Below are 15,598 nucleotides of genomic sequence, written 5' to 3' on the forward strand. Positions count from 1 at the left end.
AAAGACGCGGAGATCGCCCTCCGGGTTGCCCGGAGCGGACGTGAGCGATGATGGAGTGACCCACTCCTCAGTCGTCCACGGGTGAGCCGACCCTCTCGTCCGTGCCGCCCGTCACGGAAAGGCTCCTCGTCATGGCACCGCGCATCCTGCTGGCCCGGCACGGACAGACCGAATGGTCGCTGTCCGGAAAGCACACCGGCAGGACCGACATCCCCCTCCTGGAGGAGGGGCGGCGCGGGGCCAAGCTGCTCGGCGAGCGGCTCCACCGGTCACCGTTCGACTCGCTGCCCGCGGTCGAGGTGCGGACCAGCCCGCTCTCGCGCGCGAGCGAGACGTGCGAACTCGCCGGCTTCGGGGAGCGGGCGACGGCCTGGGACGCGCTCCTGGAGTGGGACTACGGCGCCTACGAGGGCATGACCCCGGCCGAGATACAGGACGTCCGCCCCGGCTGGTTCATCTGGCGCGACGGGGTTCCCGAGGGGGAGACCCTGGAGCAGGTCACCGCGCGCGCGGACGAGGTCGTCTCGTGGGCCCGCTCCGAGGACCGCGATGTGCTGGTCTTCGCCCACGGCCACATCCTGCGTTCCATAGGCGCCCGCTGGCTGGGCCTTCCGCTGGACTTCGCGGCCCGTGTCCGCCTCAACCCGACCTCTTTGTCGGTGCTCGGCTGGGCCTACGGGGAACCCGCGATCGAGGTGTGGAACGACTGCGGGCACCTGAGCGCCTGACCGGCGCCCCGGGCCGCCCTCACGCCGTGCGGGGCAGGCTCGCGTGCCGGTCGAGGAACGCCGAGACTCCCGAGGCCCGGCGGTGCGGCAGCAGTACGCGGGCCGTCGCCGCCAGCATGGTCTGGATACGGGAGGACTGGACCTCGTTCAGCAGGTCCAGGACGCGCAGACCGGCGACGGCGGCCTCGTCGGGGCGGCCGCCGCGGGCGAGGTCGTCGGCGAGTTCGGCGGTGTAGAGGGCGATGTTGCGGGTGAAGTGCGGGTCCTGGAGACGGGCGGCGCGGCGTGCGTGGCGGGCGGCCCGGGGCCAGTCGCCCAGCGTCGACCAGCACTGCGCCTCGAGCCCTTCCAGCTCGGCCTCTCCGTAGAAGGTCATCCACTCGGGGTCGGTCTCCGAGGGGCCGCGTCCGTAGAGGGCCTGTGCGCGGGCCATCGCCTGCTCGCATCCCCGGCGGTCGGCGAGTCCGGCCCAGCCGCCCGCCTCGCGCAGCGCGAGCAGGGAGAGCAGCCGGGGGGATCCGAGGGTACGCGCGGCGCGCTGGGCGGCCTGGGCCGCGCGGACGGCCTCGCGCGGGCGTCCCGCGTCGCGGGCGAGGAACGCCGTGTTGCAGAAGGCGTGGGCCTCCAGGCCCGCGTCACCCGCCATCCGGGCGGTCGCGAGGGCTTCCGCGTAGTGCGAGCGCGCGTCGTCGAAGCGCCCGGAGTCGTGTGCCAGCCAGCCCACCGAGATGGCCAGCTCGCCGGCTCCGGAGTACAGCCGGTCGGCGGTCGTCTGCCGGGTGGTGCCCGCGTCGAGCAGTTCGTAGGCCGTGCGCAGGGGTGCCGCCGCGCGTCGGTAGAGCCCGTCGGCCCCGTGTCTGTCGTCGAGCAGCCGGATTCTGCGGACGGCCTCCTCGAGGGCTCCCGCCTCGGACGTACCCGCCCGGTGGACGCGTCGTTCGCAGGCCGCGGCGGTGCCGCCGAAGGCGCCCGCGAAGGGTCCCAGTGAGGCCGCCACCGTGGCGGTGCCTCCGGTCATGAATGCGCGACGCTGCACGTCGCTCTCCTCGTGGTTCTGATCGCGTCTGTCGTACGGGTCGTACGGATCGCACAAGTGGTGCGGGTCGTACGGATCGTGCGGGCTGTACGGATCGTGCGGGCTGTCCGTGTGGTGCGCGGTGCGCGGGCCGTACGGAGCCGGGACGTGGAGCGGACCCGACGTCTCATACGTCTCGTGCACCCCGTCCGTCTCATCCTCGTGCGGGGCGGGCGGGAGGTTCGTGGAATGCGCGGGAGATGGCTCCCCGGTGTCGCGTGCCCCGCGTCCGCGTACCCATGAGCGGGGCGTGAAACCGAGGTCCGTCAGCGTGCGGCCGGGAAACATGTGCAGGAACACCCGCTCGTACGCGTAGTTGGGACAGCGGATCTCTCCCGCCTCGACGCGCCCGATGTAGCGCGCGTCGCAGCTGACCCGCTCGCCGATCTCGCGCGCGGCCCTCCGTACCAGCGCGGCGAACTCGCCCGGGGAGCGCTGGCCGCGCAGCCTCCGGAAGGCGAGATTCGGCCGTGCCGGCCGGGGGGACGGGGACGAGGTCACCGATGACGACGCCATGGCCGGGCCCTCTCTTGCGAACCGTGAACCACGCCGGAACCGAGGCTGACTTGACCGGGTTGTGCCCGGTAGGTGCCTGCTTCCGGCGGGGCAAGAACGTACCTGCTGTGACAGCGCCGCCACGCTGGGTTTAGCTACAAACCGGATATCTCATCCACGATCTGCCATGAACTGCCATCCTTTGTGGCGGAGTTCCGCCGTAGCCGTTGACGTCCTGGCGCGTTGAACCGGGTGGACCGGGAGCCGCCCGAACTCCCGACCCACTCGTCATGAGGAGGGGTTCCGTTGGAGGCCGGGATGCAGATCACGCAGAGCATCGAGTTCCGTACGCCGCCGTCGACCGCACAGCACAGGCCGTCCCCGGAGCACGGCGTCCCGCCGGGGCCGGCCGCCGAGTGCGACCTGGTGACCGTTCCGGCCCGCCAGGGACTGGAAGCGGTCGACATCCTGCGCCGGGGCGCGGCCGACCTCGTGGGGCCCGTCCTGCACGACGGCGGCCACGACACCCTCGGCTTCCTGGTGCCGCCCGGCACCGCCGACGCCTGGGACGTGCCCGGCAGCACCTGTACGCAGACCGACGGCCGCGGCCTGCGGCCGGCCCCCGAGCCTCCGGTCGAGGGCTCGGACTGGCTGCTCCCGCCCGGTGACGCGGACCTCGCGACCGATCCGGCGGTGCTGCGGGCCGCGCTGGGCGAGGCCGCGCGGCTGATCGAGGCGGCCGACGGCTGCCGGTGAGCGGGCGCGCGCCCCGGTGACCGGTCGCTGAGCCGACCCGCCCCCGCGCCCCGATAATGGCCAGATGGCAAGGGCGAGGAAACAGCGGGCGGACGACGGCCGTGACACCGGACGGGGCGGACGGCGCGGGACGGCCGAGGCGGTCGTCGAGGCCGTCGACGGCGGGCTCGCCGAGCTGCTGCCCGACCGCGACCGGGCACACGGCTGGACCCTGCTCATCGACGGCGCCCCGCAGTCCCACGTCGACCTCGACGACCCCGCGTACCTGAGCTTCGAGTACCAGCGCCGCCTCGGCCATGTCATCGACCTCGTCGCCCCGCCCGGCAGGCCCGTGCAGGTCGTCCACCTCGGCGGCGGCGCCCTCAGCCTGGCCCGCTACACCGCCGCCACGCGCCCCCGCTCCACCCAGCAGGTCGTCGAGCGCGACGCGGCCCTCGTCCGGCTGATACGCCGCGAACTGCCACTGGACCCGAACGCCCGGATCAGGGTGCGTTCCGTGGACGCGCGGGAAGGCCTCGCCAAGGTGCCCGACGGCTGGGCGGACCTGGTCATCGCCGACGTCTTCAGCGGCGCGCGCACCCCGGCCCACCTGACGTCCGCCGAGTTCGTCACGGAGGTCCGCCGGGCCGTGAAGGACTCCGGGGTCTACGCCGCGAACCTCGCCGACGGACCCCCGCTCGCCCATCTCCGCGGCCAGATCGCCACCGTCGCCTCCGTCTTCCCCGAGCTCGCCCTGGTCGCCGACCCGACGGTGCTGCGCGGCAAACGCTTCGGGAACGCCGTCCTCGTCGCCTCCGGCCTGCCCCTGCCCATCGCCGAGCTGACCCGCCGCGCCGCCTCCGACCCGCATCCCGCCCGGGTCGAACACGGCAGGGAGCTCCTGGACTTCACGGGCGGCGCGGCACCGGTCACGGACGCGGTGGCGGTCGCCTCACCGGCACCGCCGCCGTCCGTGTTCCGCTGACCCGGCGTCAGCGCGTCCCGGCGGGCCGCCCGGACGACCGCTCGCCGCGCGTGCCGGTTCAGTACGTCCCGATGTCCACGTGCGGAGGCCCGTCGTGCCAGTCGCAGAACACCGACACCCGGTCGGCGCCCGAGCTGAACTCCACACGGATCCACGTCTCGGTCTTCCACACCTGCATCGACCAGCCGGTGTTCGGCGTCGCGGACACCAGCGTCCCGTACGTGGCGGTGATGTCGAAGACCACCCGGCCGCCGTCGGAGTCGTAGCTCTTGACCTGTCCGGAGGCGGGCGGAGACGTCGTCGAAGCCGACGGGGCCGGTGACGGACCGCCGCTCGCCGACGGGGACTTCGAGGGCGTCGAGCTCGGCTTCGGGCTCGTGGACGGCCTGTTCGGAGCACTCCTGGACGGCTCGGCCCGCCGGGTCGAGGACGCCAGGGGCCTCGTCTCCTTCGCCGTCGCGCCCGCCACCGTGATGGGCAGGGCGCGCGGCGGGTCGTAGGCCGTCCCCGTCATGACGGTGTGGACACCCCACCACGACAGCGTGACCGCCGCGCCCGTGGCGAGCGACCACGCGAGTACGTGTACGAGTCCTCTGCGCATCGCGGCCATACTGCACCACGAGCACCACGGGTGTCTCCCGGCCCTGCCGAGATCCGGAATGTCCCGGGGAACGGTCCGGGATTGTCCACAAGTGCCGCACGAGGGTTGTCCACAGGCTCCGGACGGCCGTGCCCGGATGGCGTACGGTGCCGCCCATGGCAAGTGTGCTCGTCGTCGAGGACGACCAGTTCGTACGCTCGGCGCTCATCCGGCATCTGACCGAGGCCGCGCACATCGTGCGCAGCGTCGGCACCGCCCTGGAGGCGCTGCGCGAGGTCGCCCATTTCTCCTTCGACGTCGTGATCCTCGATCTCGGACTGCCCGATCTGGACGGGTCCGAGGCACTGAAGATGCTGCGCGGGATCACCGACGTCCCGGTGATCATCGCCACCGCGCGGGACGACGAGACGGAGATCGTCCGGCTCCTGAACGCCGGCGCGGACGACTATCTGACCAAGCCGTTCTCGGTCGAGCACCTGTCCGCGCGGATGGCGGCGGTGCTGCGCCGTTCGCGCACCACCGTGGGCGAGGCCCCCGTGTCGACGGTCATCCGCGTCGGCGGGCTCGCCATCGACCCGCTGCGCCGCCAGGCGGAACTGGAAGGCGTACGACTCGACCTGACCCGGCGCGAGTTCGACCTGCTCGCCTTCCTGGCCGGCCGCCCCGGTGTCGTCGTGCCGCGCAAGGAACTGCTCGCCGAGGTGTGGCAGCAGGCCTACGGCGACGACCAGACCATAGACGTCCATCTCTCGTGGCTGCGCCGGAAACTGGGGGAGACGGCGGCACGCCCGCGCTATCTCCACACCCTGCGGGGCGTCGGCGTGAAGCTGGAGCCGCCGAGAGCGGAGCGTCCGCTGTGAGGTGGGCACTGGTCAAGGTGTGCGTGGCGGTGACGACGATGGTCGTCATCGCCTTCGCGGTCCCGCTCGGCCTGGTGATCAAGGAGATGGCGCGCGACCGGGCGTTCTCGAACGCCGAGCGGCAGGCCGCCGCCATCGCGCCCGCGCTCTCCATCACCACCGACCGGGACGAGCTGGAGCGCGTCGTCGCCTCCGCCGGATCGGACGCGCAGATGGCCGTGCACATCCCCGCCGCCGACGGCAAGCCGGCCGTGGAGATAGGCGAGCGGCGCGCCGTCGCCAAGGACGTCGCCATGACCCGGCGGCTGGGCCGGGCCTCCATCGCGGAGGTGCCCGGCGGCTCCACGCTGCTCCAGCCCGTCGCGCTCAGCTCCGGCGAGATCGCGGTCATCGAGGTGTACGTCCCCGAGGCCGAGGTCAGCAACGGCGTCGGCACGGCCTGGGCGGTCCTCGCCGCGGTCGGAGCCGCCCTCGTCGTCGGCTCGGTCGCGGTCGCCGACCGGCTGGGCGTGCGGATGGTGCAGCCCGCGCAGCGCCTGGCCGAGAGCGCGCACGAGCTGGGCGAGGGGAAGCTGGGCTCCCGGGTGCCCGAGGAAGGGCCGACCGAACTGCGGCAGGCCGCCGTCGCCTTCAACTCCATGGCCGACCAGGTCGTCCAACTGCTCGCCAACGAAAGGGAACTCGCCGCCGACCTCTCGCACCGTCTGCGTACCCCGCTGACCGTGCTCCGGCTCAACACCGCCTCGCTCGGCGACGGGCCGGCCGCCGAGCAGACCCGGGCCGCCGTCGAGCAGCTGGAGCGCGAGGTCGACACGATCATCAGGACGGCCCGGGAGGCCAAGCCGCAGACCGCGGCGATCGGTGCCGGAGCCGGGTGCGACGCGTCCGAGGTCGTCCGTGAGCGCATGGACTTCTGGTCGGCGCTCGCGGAGGACGAGGGGCGCAAGGTGCGGGTGGCCGGTGTGGACCGGCCGTGCCGCATACCCGTGGCCCGCGCCGATCTCGCCGCCGCGCTCGACGCCCTCCTGGGCAACGTCTTCCGGCACACCCCCGAGGGCACGGCCTTCGCGGTCGACGTGCACAACGCGGAGGACGCCGTGATCGTGCTGGTGTCGGACGCGGGCGCCGGAATCGTGGATCCGGAGGCGGCGATGGCCCGCGGACGGGGCTCGGGCAACGACGGGTCGACGGGCCTCGGCCTCGACATCGTGCGACGGCTCGCGGAGTCGACGGGCGGGGACGTACGGATCGGTTCCTCCGTGCTGGGCGGAACCGAGGTGCGCATCTGGATCCAGCTGGACGGCAGGGCGCCGGTCCGCAGCGGACACCGGGGCAGCGTACGGCGCCGCCGACGGGGCGTCGGCGTGCGCTGACACACCGTGGGCGTCCTGGTGTTCCGAGCGGGCCCGCGGTACCCGCCGAGCGGGACCCGTACGGTGCGCCGTGCCGTGCCGTGCCGTGCCGTGCCGTGCCGAGCCGTGCCGAGCCGAGTCGCGGGTCGCGCCGCGCGGGTTCTCGCCCCGCGTCGGGAGAGCCGGTGGCACGCGCCGCGCGGACCTGCGCCTTGTGCCGAGTGGGCCTGCGGCACGCGTTGAGCGGGACTCCCGCGTCGCGCCGTGCGGGCGGCGTTCCGCGTCGAGAGGGCCCGCGGCACGTGCTGCCCCGTGCCCTGTGCTTCCCGGGCCCGCGGCCTGCGCCGAATGGATCCGTGCCCTGCGTCGAGCCCGCCCGTGGGCCTGCGCAGGGAAAGCTCCGGCACGCGCCAAACCGCCCACATTGGTCTCGACCTTTAACGCCTCCCGATGCCTTCCTTAAGCGGACCCTAAGATCCTCGGCCGGCGTCCGGATCGGCCGGTTCGACCGATTCCGGATCGCTAGCGTGATGCCCGCACCTCCTGGGACGACCCCCAGCGAACCCCGTGATTCCGCGAAGGCAGGCACACGCGATGAGCAGCACGCACCGGCGCAAGGTCAGTGGCAGGAACAAGGCGATAGGCGCCGTCGTCGCGGCGGCCGTGGCCGGCGGTGGCGCCCTCGTGTTCACCGGTGTCGCGAACGCGTCGAGCGTCGGCGCCGCCTACACCAGGACCAGTGAGTGGTCCACGGGGTACACGGGGCAGTACGTCGTCTCCAACGACACGGGCCAGCGGAAGCCCGAGTGGAAGCTGGAGTTCGACCTGCCCTCGGGCTCCAAGCTCAGCTCGCTGTGGGACGCGACCTCGTCGGTGAGCGGGCAGCACGTCACCGTGACGCCGCCGTCCTGGGACAAGGACGGTCTGGCGGCCGGCGAGTCCGTCACCGTCGGCTTCGTCGTGAACGGCACCGCGAACCCGACGGGCTGTGTCATCGACGGCACCAAGTGCTCGGTGGACGGAACGACGCCCGAACCGAGCGGCCGCCCCACGCAGACCGCGACCCCCACGGCCGCGCCCACCCCGACCGCGAGCGCGACGCAGACCGCGACCCCGAAGCCGACGGCCACCGCCACCGCCACGGCCACGGCCACCCCGTCCCCCACCCAGAGTTCGGGCGGCGGCACCACGACGACCGCGGGCTTCGCGCCCTACGTCGACACCTCCCTCTTCCCGGCCTTCGACCTGCTCAAGGCGGCCGACGCCACCGGAGTGAAGAACTACAACCTCGCGTTCGTCACCGACGGCGGCGGCTGCACGCCGAAGTGGGGCGGCGTGAGCGACCTCGCCAGTGACGCGGTGGCGGCGCAGATCGGCGCGCTGCGCGCCAAGGGCGGCGACGTCCGGGTCTCCTTCGGCGGAGCCTCCGGCTCGGAGCTGGCCACCACCTGCTCCTCGGCCGACGCGCTGGCGGCCGCGTACGGCAAGGCCGTGGACGCCTACAAGCTCACGAAGGTCGACTTCGACGTCGAGGGCGGCGCCCTGCCCAATACGGCCGCGAACACCAAGCGCGCGAAGGCCATCGCCAAGCTCCAGCAGCAGCACCCGGGCCTGGACGTCTCCTACACCCTGCCGGTCCTGCCCCAGGGCCTCACCCAGGACGGCGTGAACCTGCTCGCCGACGCCAAGTCCAACGGCGTGAAGATCAACACCGTGAACATCATGGCGATGGACTACGGCCCGGCGTTCAGCGGTGACATGGGCGACCTCGCCGAGCAGGCCGCCACGGCCACCCAGGCGCAGATCAAGGGCGTCCTCGGCCTGTCCGACAGCGCCGCGTGGAAGACGGTCGCCATCACCCCGATGATCGGTGTCAACGACGTGGCCTCGGAGATCTTCAGGGTCGACGACGCCTCGCAGCTCGTGACCTTCGCGAAGTCCAAGGGCATCGGCTGGCTCTCGATGTGGTCCGCCACCCGTGACAAGCAGTGCGCAGGCGGTGCCAAGAACACCGCGGACGCGGTCTGCAGCTCCATCGTCCAGAGCGACGGCGCCTTCTCCAAGGCGTTCGCCGCTCTCAAGTAGCCATCACGAGAACGGGGGTTGCGCGCCCCGGCCGGACTTCTCCACCCCCCACCCGGCCGGGGCGTCGTAGCAAGGCGTGAAGGGTCCGGTCCGTGTCCGGTGATGTACCGGACACGGACCGGACCCTTCCTCTTTCCCCCGCCGACGTGCCGGGGCGCGGCACCCCCCTCGGGTGTCGCGCCCCGTTCCCCGTGTCCCCCGTGTCCTCGGGGCCCGCCCTACTCGGCGGGCGTCACCGGTGCCAGCGTTCCCGTGCGGGCCGCCTGGCTGTACCAGTGGGCGCTCGTCTTCGGGGTGCGGACCTGGGTCGCGTAGTCCACGTAGACCGCGCCGAAGCGCTTCTCGTAGCCGTAGGCCCACTCGAAGTTGTCCATCAGGGACCACAGGTAGTAGCCGCGGACATCGGCCCCGTCGGCGATCGCGCGGTGCACGGCGGAGAGGTGGCCGTGCAGGTAGGAGACGCGCTCGGGGTCGTGGACGCGGCCGTCCGGGTCCGGCTTGTCGTCGTAGGCCGCGCCGTTCTCCGTGATGTACAGGGGCAGGCCCGGAGCCTCGCGGGTGTACCGCATGATCAGGTCGTGCAGTCCCTGCGGTTCGATCGTCCAGCCCATCTCCGTGCGCTCGCCCGGGGTCTGGTGGAACGTGACGTCGTCCGCGCCCGGCCAGGGGGAGTGCGCGCTGGAGCCGTGGCCGTCCGCGCGCGGACCGTCGGTGGGAGCGGTGGAGGCCGAAACCAGCGTCGGGGTGTAGTAGTTGAGGCCGAGGGCGTCCAGCGGCTGGTGGATCAGCGCGAGATCGCCGTCCTGGACGTGCGACCAGTCGGTGATCGACCGGGTCGCCGTGATCAGGGTCGCCGGGTAGGCGCCGTGCAGCATCGGGCCGTGGAAGACGCCGTTGGCCAGGTCGTCGATGCGCTGGACCGCGGCCAGGTCCGCCGGGTCCTGCGAAAGGGGCCGGATCGGGCAGGAGTTGAGGCTCACCGCGACCGAGTTGCGGGACGGCATGGCGGAACGGAGCGCCGACGTGCCGAGCCCGTGCGCGAGGTTCAGGTGGTGGGCCGCGCGCAGCGCCGCCGCCGGGTCCGTCCGGCCGGGGGCGTGCACACCGGAGCCGTAGCCCAGGAAGGCGCTGCACCAGGGCTCGTTCAGCGTGATCCACTGCTCGACGCGGTCACCCAGCGCCTCGCCCACGATCTGCGCGTACTCCGCGAAGCGCAGCGCCGTCTCGCGCTCGGGCCAGCCGCCCGCGTCCTCCAGCTCCTGCGGCAGGTCCCAGTGGTAGAGGGTGACGGCCGGCTTGATGCCGTGCGACAGCAGCTCGTCGACCAGACGCCGGTAGAAGTCGAGGCCGCGCTGGACGGCGGGGCCCCGGCCGGTGGGCTGCACCCGCGACCAGGAGACGGAGAAGCGGTACGCGCCCAGTCCGAGGTCCGCCATCATGGCCACGTCGTCGCGGTAGCGGTGGTAGTGGTCGACAGCGATGTCACCGTGCTCGCCGCCGGCCGTTTTGCCAGGTGTATGGCTGAAGGTGTCCCAGATCGACGGCGTGCGGCCGTCCTCCCGCACCGCACCCTCGATCTGGTAGGCGGAGGTCGCCGCACCCCAGAGGAAGGCCGGAGGAAAAGTCACGGGTGTTGCGGACTCAGGCATGGAAGCGCTCCCAAGGGGGTCGTGAAGACCGACGAGTTGGAGGTGGGGAAGTAGAGGCGGAACAAAGGGGCCGAGGCGGCGGTGACCCGGCCCCTGGAAGGGCGGTCAGCCCTTGATCGCGCCCTGCATGATCCCGCCCACGATCTGCTTGCCGAACAGGAGGAAGGCGATGAGCAGCGGCAGGGTGCCGAGCAGAGCGCCCGCCATGATGACGGCCTGGTCCGGGATGTAGCCGGTGCCCAGCGAGTTGAGGGCGACCTGCACCGTCGGGTTCTGCTGGTTCAGGGCGATGATCGGCCACAGGAAGTCGTTCCAGGCCATCACGAACGTCAGCAGGCCGAGCACCGCCATCGCCGGGCGCGCCGCCGGGAAGACGACGTGCCAGACCACGCGCAGACTGTTCGCGCCGTCCACCCGCGCCGCCTCGATCAGCTCGGAGGGCAGGGCCTGTACCAGGTACTGCCGCATGAAGAACGTGCCGAAGGCGCTCACCAGGGTGGGCAGAATGACCGTCTGCAGCTGGTTGGACCAGCCCAGGTCGCTTATCCACAGGTACAGCGGTACGACGGCCAGCTGCGGCGGGATCATCATCGTCCCGATGGTCAGCAGCAGCAGGAGGCCGGAGAACTTGAACCGCAGTTTGGCGAAGGCGAACCCGGCGAGCGTGGAGAACACGACCGTACCGATGGTGATGGTGCCGGCGACGATCGTGGAGTTGATCATCGCGGTGCCGAGCCCGGCCTGGTCCCAAGCCGCCTCGAGGTTCTTGAACAGGTTCCCGCCGAACCACAGCGGTGGCGGTGTCTGCGCCAGCCGCGCGCTGTTGCGCGAGGCCGCGATGGCCGTCCAGACCAGCGGAGCGAGCGAGACCAGCGCGAAGACGGTCAGGACGACATAGGTGACCGGACCCGCGTGGAGCTGCTTGCCCGCGCCGAGCACCCGGCGGCGTCCGGGGCGGCCGCCCGTGGTCGCCTCCGCCTGAGGAGCAGTCAGTTCAGTCGTGGTCATTGGGATTTCCTCAGCCGTCGGGTGATCAGCAGGTTGATCGCGGCGATGATCAGCAGGATGAGGAACATCGTCCACGCGATCGCCGAGGCCTTGCCGAGGTTGCCGATGCCCCAGCCCTGGTCGTACATGTACAGGCCGAGCGTCTGGTACTGGTGCGCGGAGCCGCCCTTCGAGCCGCTGACCCCGCCGAACAGGAGCGGTTCACCGAACAGCTGGGTCGCGCCGATCGTGGACACGACCACCGTGAACAGGATCGTCGGCCGCAGCATGGGGATCGTCACGTGACGGAACTGCTGCCAGCGGTTGGCGCCGTCCAGCGACGCCGACTCGTACAGGTCGGCGGGGATCGCCTGCATCGCCGCGAGGTAGATCAGCGCGTTGTAGCCGGTCCACCGCCAGATCACGATCGAGGAGACGGCGAACTGGCCGCCCCAGTCGGACTCGCGCCAGTTGATCGGGTCGACCCCGACGAAGTGCAGCAGCCAGTTGATCATGCCGCCGTCCCACGAGTACAGCAGCGTGAAGACCAGCGTCGCCGCCGCCACCGAGGTGGCGTACGGGGTGAGCATCACGACCCGCCACACGGTCGAGCCGCGCAGCCGGTAGTTGAGCAGGTGAGCGATTCCGAGCGCCATGATCAACTGCGGCACCGTGGAGATCACGCCGATGGTGAAGGTGTTCCCCAGGGCGTTCCAGAAGAACTCCGAGGACAGCAGGTTCGTGTAGTTGTCGAGGCCGACCCAGGTCTGGTGGTCCAGGCCGGACAGCTGCACGTTGTGCAGCGAGTACCAGGCCGTGTACAGCAGCGGGAACAGCCCGAAGGCTCCGAAGATGATGAAGAAGGGGGCGACGAACGCGTACGGCGACGCCTTCATGTCCCAGCGGTACAGCCGGCTGCGCCAGGAATCGGGGCCCGGCGGCGGCGTACCGCGACCCTGAGCGCCCCGGGCCGCGCCCGGCTGTGAGCCGGGCGCGGCGTCGGCGCTCGTCGCGGGGTGCGCGAGAGCCTGCTTGGAGCTGGTCACTGGCCGAGCACGTCCTTGATCTCAGCCTTTGCCGCGTTCCAGCCCTGGTCGGGGGACTTGCCCTTCTGCTCGACCTGGAGGATGCCGACGTCGGTGATCGCGGTGCTGATCGGCTGGTCCTTGGTGCCGAAGTACTGGACCGGGATGGTCTTCGCCGAGTCGCCGAAGATCTGCGTGATCGGCGCGTCGGAGAAGTACTCCGTGGTGGCGGCGGCCGGCTTCAGGGTCGAGTAGGCCGACGGGGTCGACGGGAAGCTCGCCTGCTTGGCGAAGACCTTCGCCTGCTGCTCGGGGGCGGTCAGCCACTTCGCCAGCGCGATGGCCTCCTTCTGGTGCTTGCCCGCCACCGGCACACCGATGAACGAACCGCCCCAGTTGGCCGCGGTCGGCGCGGCCGCCACGTCCCACTTGCCCTTGCCCGCGTCACCGGACTTCTCCTGGATGTAGCCCATCATCCAGGCGGGGCAGGCCACCGTCGCGAACGAGCCCTTGGCGAAGCCCTGGTCCCACGTCGGGTCGAACTGCTTCAGCTTCGCCGACATGTCACTGGTCGCCACCGACATCGCGGTGCTCCAGGACTTCTTCACCCCCTTGGACTTGTCCCAGATGACGTTGCCGTCCTTGTCGTAGTACCGCTCGCTCTCGCCGCCGAGCGCCGCGTTGTAGACCGAGGAGGCGGAGTCCACGAACTTGGTGCCGCTCGGCGCCTTCTTCATGTAGTCCTTGCCGACGGCGACGTACTTGGACCAGTCGCCCTTCCACTGCGCGGCGAGCTTGACGCGGTCCGTCTCCAGACCGGCCTTCTCGAACAGGTCCTTGCGGTAGCAGATCGCCATCGGGCCGATGTCGGTGCCGAGCGCGATCGTCTTGCCGTCCTTGGTCGTGGCCTGGGACACCTTCCAGTCCAGGAACTGCGACTTGTCGACCTCCTTGCCGAGGTCGACGAACTTGTCGGCCTGGGTCTGGACGGCCTCGGTGACGTTGCCGACCTCGATCGCCTGGATGTCGTCGGTGCCGGCGCCGGCCTGGAGACGGGTGAGCGTCTTGGGCCAGTAGACGTCGGTGCGGGTGGTGACGTTCTCCTTGATGGAGATCTCGGGGTGGAGCTTCGTGTACTCGTCGTAGAGGCCGGCCTGCTTGTAGCCGAAGACGCCGAAAGTGCCTATGGTCAGGGTCGTCTTGCCCTTGCCACTTCCACTGCCGTTGTCCGACGAGCCGTCGTCCGGGTCGCTGGAACAGCCGGCCAGCAGTCCCGTAGCGAGCGCGGCGACGACCGCGATGGCCCCCAGCCTGCGGGACCGGCGGGTACTCGTGCGCATTGCGTCCTCCTGTTGCCTGACGTGCCGACCCCCCGGCCAACTGCATTGGTGGCGCCCGTTGTTTCTCGCTGCGGCTCGGGCGGGGAACGTGCGGGATGTGTATGTGTCAGGTACTGTGGGAGCGCTCCCACAGGTGATGTGTTGAAGAGTCGTCGGTTCCGGCGGGGGTGTCAAGGGTGAGGGAGCGGAGAGATGCGTTCAGTTATCGGCCTGTTAGCTGAAGATGTCATTCCGCCACATGGCCGGAAGCGTCTCATGGTGCGTCCGGTGCCCGAAGGGCGGCGGGTTCGCGGTGTGACGCCTCCTGGGCTGCGGCCCAGTGACGCGAGCCTCGCCGGACGAGGCTGTTAGATTCCAGGCCAACTTGGTTTCGAACGGGAGGCGGAGGCCATGGCAGTCCACGGAGCGCGGGGCCGCAGCGGTGGGCGGCCGACCCTCGAAGAGGTGGCCGCGCGCGCGGGAGTAGGCCGTGGCACGGTCTCCCGGGTGATCAACGGCTCCCCGCGGGTCAGCGACGCGACCCGGGCCGCGGTCGAGGCGGCGGTCGCGGAGCTCGGATATGTTCCGAACACGGCGGCCCGCGCCCTCGCGGCCAACCGCACGGACGCGATCGCCCTGGTCGTCCCCGAACCGGAGACGCGCTTCTTCGCGGAACCGTACTTCTCGGACATGCTGCGCGGTGTCGGTGCCGAACTCTCCGAGACCGAGATGCAGTTGCTGTTGATATTCGCGGGCAGCGACCGGGAGCGGCAGCGCCTGGCCCAGTACCTCGCGGCACACCGCGTGGACGGCGTCCTGCTGGTCTCGGTGCACGCCGACGACCCGCTCCCCGACCTGCTCTCCCAGCTGGAGATCCCGGCCGTGATCAGCGGCCGGCGCTCGGCGGAGGAGACGCTTCCGTCGGTGGACTCCGACAACTACGGCGGCGGGCGCGCGGCCGTGGAACACCTCGTCTCCCGGGGCCGCGGCAGAATCGGCCACCTCGCCGGCCGTATGGACGTCTACGGCGCCCAGCGACGCGTCGACGGCTACCGCCAGGGTCTGCGGGACGCCGGGCGCGAGGTGGACGACCGGCTGATCGTCCCCGGCGACTTCACCGAGGAAGGGGGGCGGCGGGCGATGACCCTGCTCCTTGAGCGCTTCCCCGACCTCGACGCGGTCTTCGCCGGCTCCGACGTCATGGCGGCGGGTGCCCGGCAGGTGCTGCGCGAGAGCGGCCGGCGCATCCCGGACGACGTGGCGCTCATCGGCTACGACGACTCCGCCATAGCCCGGCACATGGATCCGCCCCTGACCAGCGTCCGCCAGCCCATCGAGGAGATGGGCCGGGCCATGATCGACCTCCTTCTCGGAGAGATCGCGGACCGCCGGCCCGTGGCCTCCCGGGGGCTGGAGAAGCGTCAGCTGGTGCTGCCCGCGGAACTGGTGGTGCGGGCCTCGTCCTGAGGCGCGCGAGGGGCGGCCCCCAGGGCCAGGGCCTGTCGTTTGGATCATGCGGCGGGACGCGGGGCAGGGCACGCACTCCCCCGAGCTCTGCGAGCAGGGGGACCCCCAGCGGCGTTGTCGTCGGTTGCCGACGTCCCCCGGCCTTCGGCCGGGAGGTGCCCCCACCGCGTCGCCTCCCTCCTCCGCCTTGCAGCCGCACGCACCCTGCCCCGCTCGGCCCGGCCGACAAGGCACC

Annotated in this window: 13 protein-coding genes; 7 read left to right on the plus strand and 6 right to left on the minus strand. The window is 71.5% G+C overall.

Annotated features, from left to right (window positions below; all coding sequences use genetic code 11):
* The first annotated feature begins 131 nt into the window (after window positions 1-131).
* Entirely contained in the window at window positions 132-728 is a 597-nt protein-coding gene (locus ACFYW9_RS18525) for a histidine phosphatase family protein (RefSeq protein WP_351861713.1), read from the plus strand.
* A 19-nt stretch (window positions 729-747) separates the two neighbouring features.
* On the opposite strand, the gene ACFYW9_RS18530 is transcribed toward ACFYW9_RS18525, so the two are convergent.
* The gene (locus ACFYW9_RS18530; RefSeq protein WP_389151085.1) at window positions 748-2,319 is read right to left on the minus strand and encodes a hypothetical protein; all 1,572 of its coding nucleotides are present in this window, start codon (window positions 2,317-2,319) and stop codon (window positions 748-750) included.
* A gap of 297 nt (window positions 2,320-2,616) precedes the next feature.
* On the opposite strand from ACFYW9_RS18530, the gene ACFYW9_RS18535 reads away from it, so the two are divergent.
* Both ACFYW9_RS18535 and ACFYW9_RS18540 read left to right on the plus strand, forming a co-directional pair.
* Window positions 2,617-3,054, plus strand: a complete 438-nt coding sequence (locus tag ACFYW9_RS18535) for a hypothetical protein (protein ID WP_389151088.1) — start codon at window positions 2,617-2,619, stop codon at window positions 3,052-3,054.
* 64 nt (window positions 3,055-3,118) lie between these two features.
* Window positions 3,119-4,018: a fused MFS/spermidine synthase gene (locus ACFYW9_RS18540; RefSeq protein WP_351861708.1), complete on the plus strand. Its 900-nt coding sequence runs from the start codon at window positions 3,119-3,121 to the stop codon at window positions 4,016-4,018.
* A 58-nt stretch (window positions 4,019-4,076) separates the two neighbouring features.
* Here the strand turns inward: ACFYW9_RS18540 and ACFYW9_RS18545 are convergent, their stop codons facing one another.
* Window positions 4,077-4,619, minus strand: coding sequence for a hypothetical protein (locus ACFYW9_RS18545; RefSeq protein WP_389151091.1), 543 nt, complete (start codon window positions 4,617-4,619; stop codon window positions 4,077-4,079).
* 155 nt (window positions 4,620-4,774) lie between these two features.
* On the opposite strand from ACFYW9_RS18545, the gene ACFYW9_RS18550 reads away from it, so the two are divergent.
* From ACFYW9_RS18550 to ACFYW9_RS18560, 3 genes are all read left to right on the plus strand, one after another.
* Window positions 4,775-5,479, plus strand: a complete 705-nt coding sequence (locus tag ACFYW9_RS18550) for a response regulator transcription factor (protein ID WP_326787583.1) — start codon at window positions 4,775-4,777, stop codon at window positions 5,477-5,479.
* Window positions 5,476-6,852, plus strand: a complete 1,377-nt coding sequence (locus ACFYW9_RS18555; protein WP_351861704.1) for a HAMP domain-containing sensor histidine kinase — start codon at window positions 5,476-5,478, stop codon at window positions 6,850-6,852. Before ACFYW9_RS18550 ends, ACFYW9_RS18555 begins: the two co-directional genes overlap by 4 nt.
* 573 nt (window positions 6,853-7,425) lie before the next feature.
* Window positions 7,426-8,916 (plus strand): cellulose binding domain-containing protein, encoded by a 1,491-nt coding sequence (locus ACFYW9_RS18560; RefSeq protein ID WP_389151096.1) that lies wholly within the window; start codon window positions 7,426-7,428, stop codon window positions 8,914-8,916.
* Window positions 8,917-9,134: 218 nt separating this feature from the next.
* On the opposite strand, the gene ACFYW9_RS18565 is transcribed toward ACFYW9_RS18560, so the two are convergent.
* The 4 genes from ACFYW9_RS18565 to ACFYW9_RS18580 form a co-directional block, all read right to left on the minus strand.
* Window positions 9,135-10,565, minus strand: coding sequence for a GH1 family beta-glucosidase (locus ACFYW9_RS18565; protein WP_351861699.1), 1,431 nt, complete (start codon window positions 10,563-10,565; stop codon window positions 9,135-9,137).
* Between the two features lie 105 nt (window positions 10,566-10,670).
* On the minus strand, window positions 10,671-11,573 hold the full coding sequence (locus ACFYW9_RS18570) for a carbohydrate ABC transporter permease (protein ID WP_389151101.1): 903 nt from the start codon (window positions 11,571-11,573) through the stop codon (window positions 10,671-10,673).
* Window positions 11,570-12,598 carry a sugar ABC transporter permease gene (locus ACFYW9_RS18575; RefSeq protein ID WP_351861695.1) on the minus strand — a complete coding sequence of 343 codons (1,029 nt, stop codon included), beginning with the start codon at window positions 12,596-12,598 and terminating at the stop codon, window positions 11,570-11,572. Before ACFYW9_RS18575 ends, ACFYW9_RS18570 begins: the two co-directional genes overlap by 4 nt.
* Window positions 12,595-13,917 (minus strand): ABC transporter substrate-binding protein, encoded by a 1,323-nt coding sequence (locus ACFYW9_RS18580; RefSeq protein WP_389151105.1) that lies wholly within the window; start codon window positions 13,915-13,917, stop codon window positions 12,595-12,597. Before ACFYW9_RS18580 ends, ACFYW9_RS18575 begins: the two co-directional genes overlap by 4 nt.
* A gap of 390 nt (window positions 13,918-14,307) precedes the next feature.
* On the opposite strand from ACFYW9_RS18580, the gene ACFYW9_RS18585 reads away from it, so the two are divergent.
* Window positions 14,308-15,363 carry a LacI family DNA-binding transcriptional regulator gene (locus ACFYW9_RS18585; protein WP_326787592.1) on the plus strand — a complete coding sequence of 352 codons (1,056 nt, stop codon included), beginning with the start codon at window positions 14,308-14,310 and terminating at the stop codon, window positions 15,361-15,363.
* Window positions 15,364-15,598 lie beyond the last annotated feature (235 nt).

It is taken from the genome of Streptomyces sp. NPDC002698, assembly GCF_042888945.1.
Classification (GTDB): domain Bacteria; phylum Actinomycetota; class Actinomycetes; order Streptomycetales; family Streptomycetaceae; genus Streptomyces.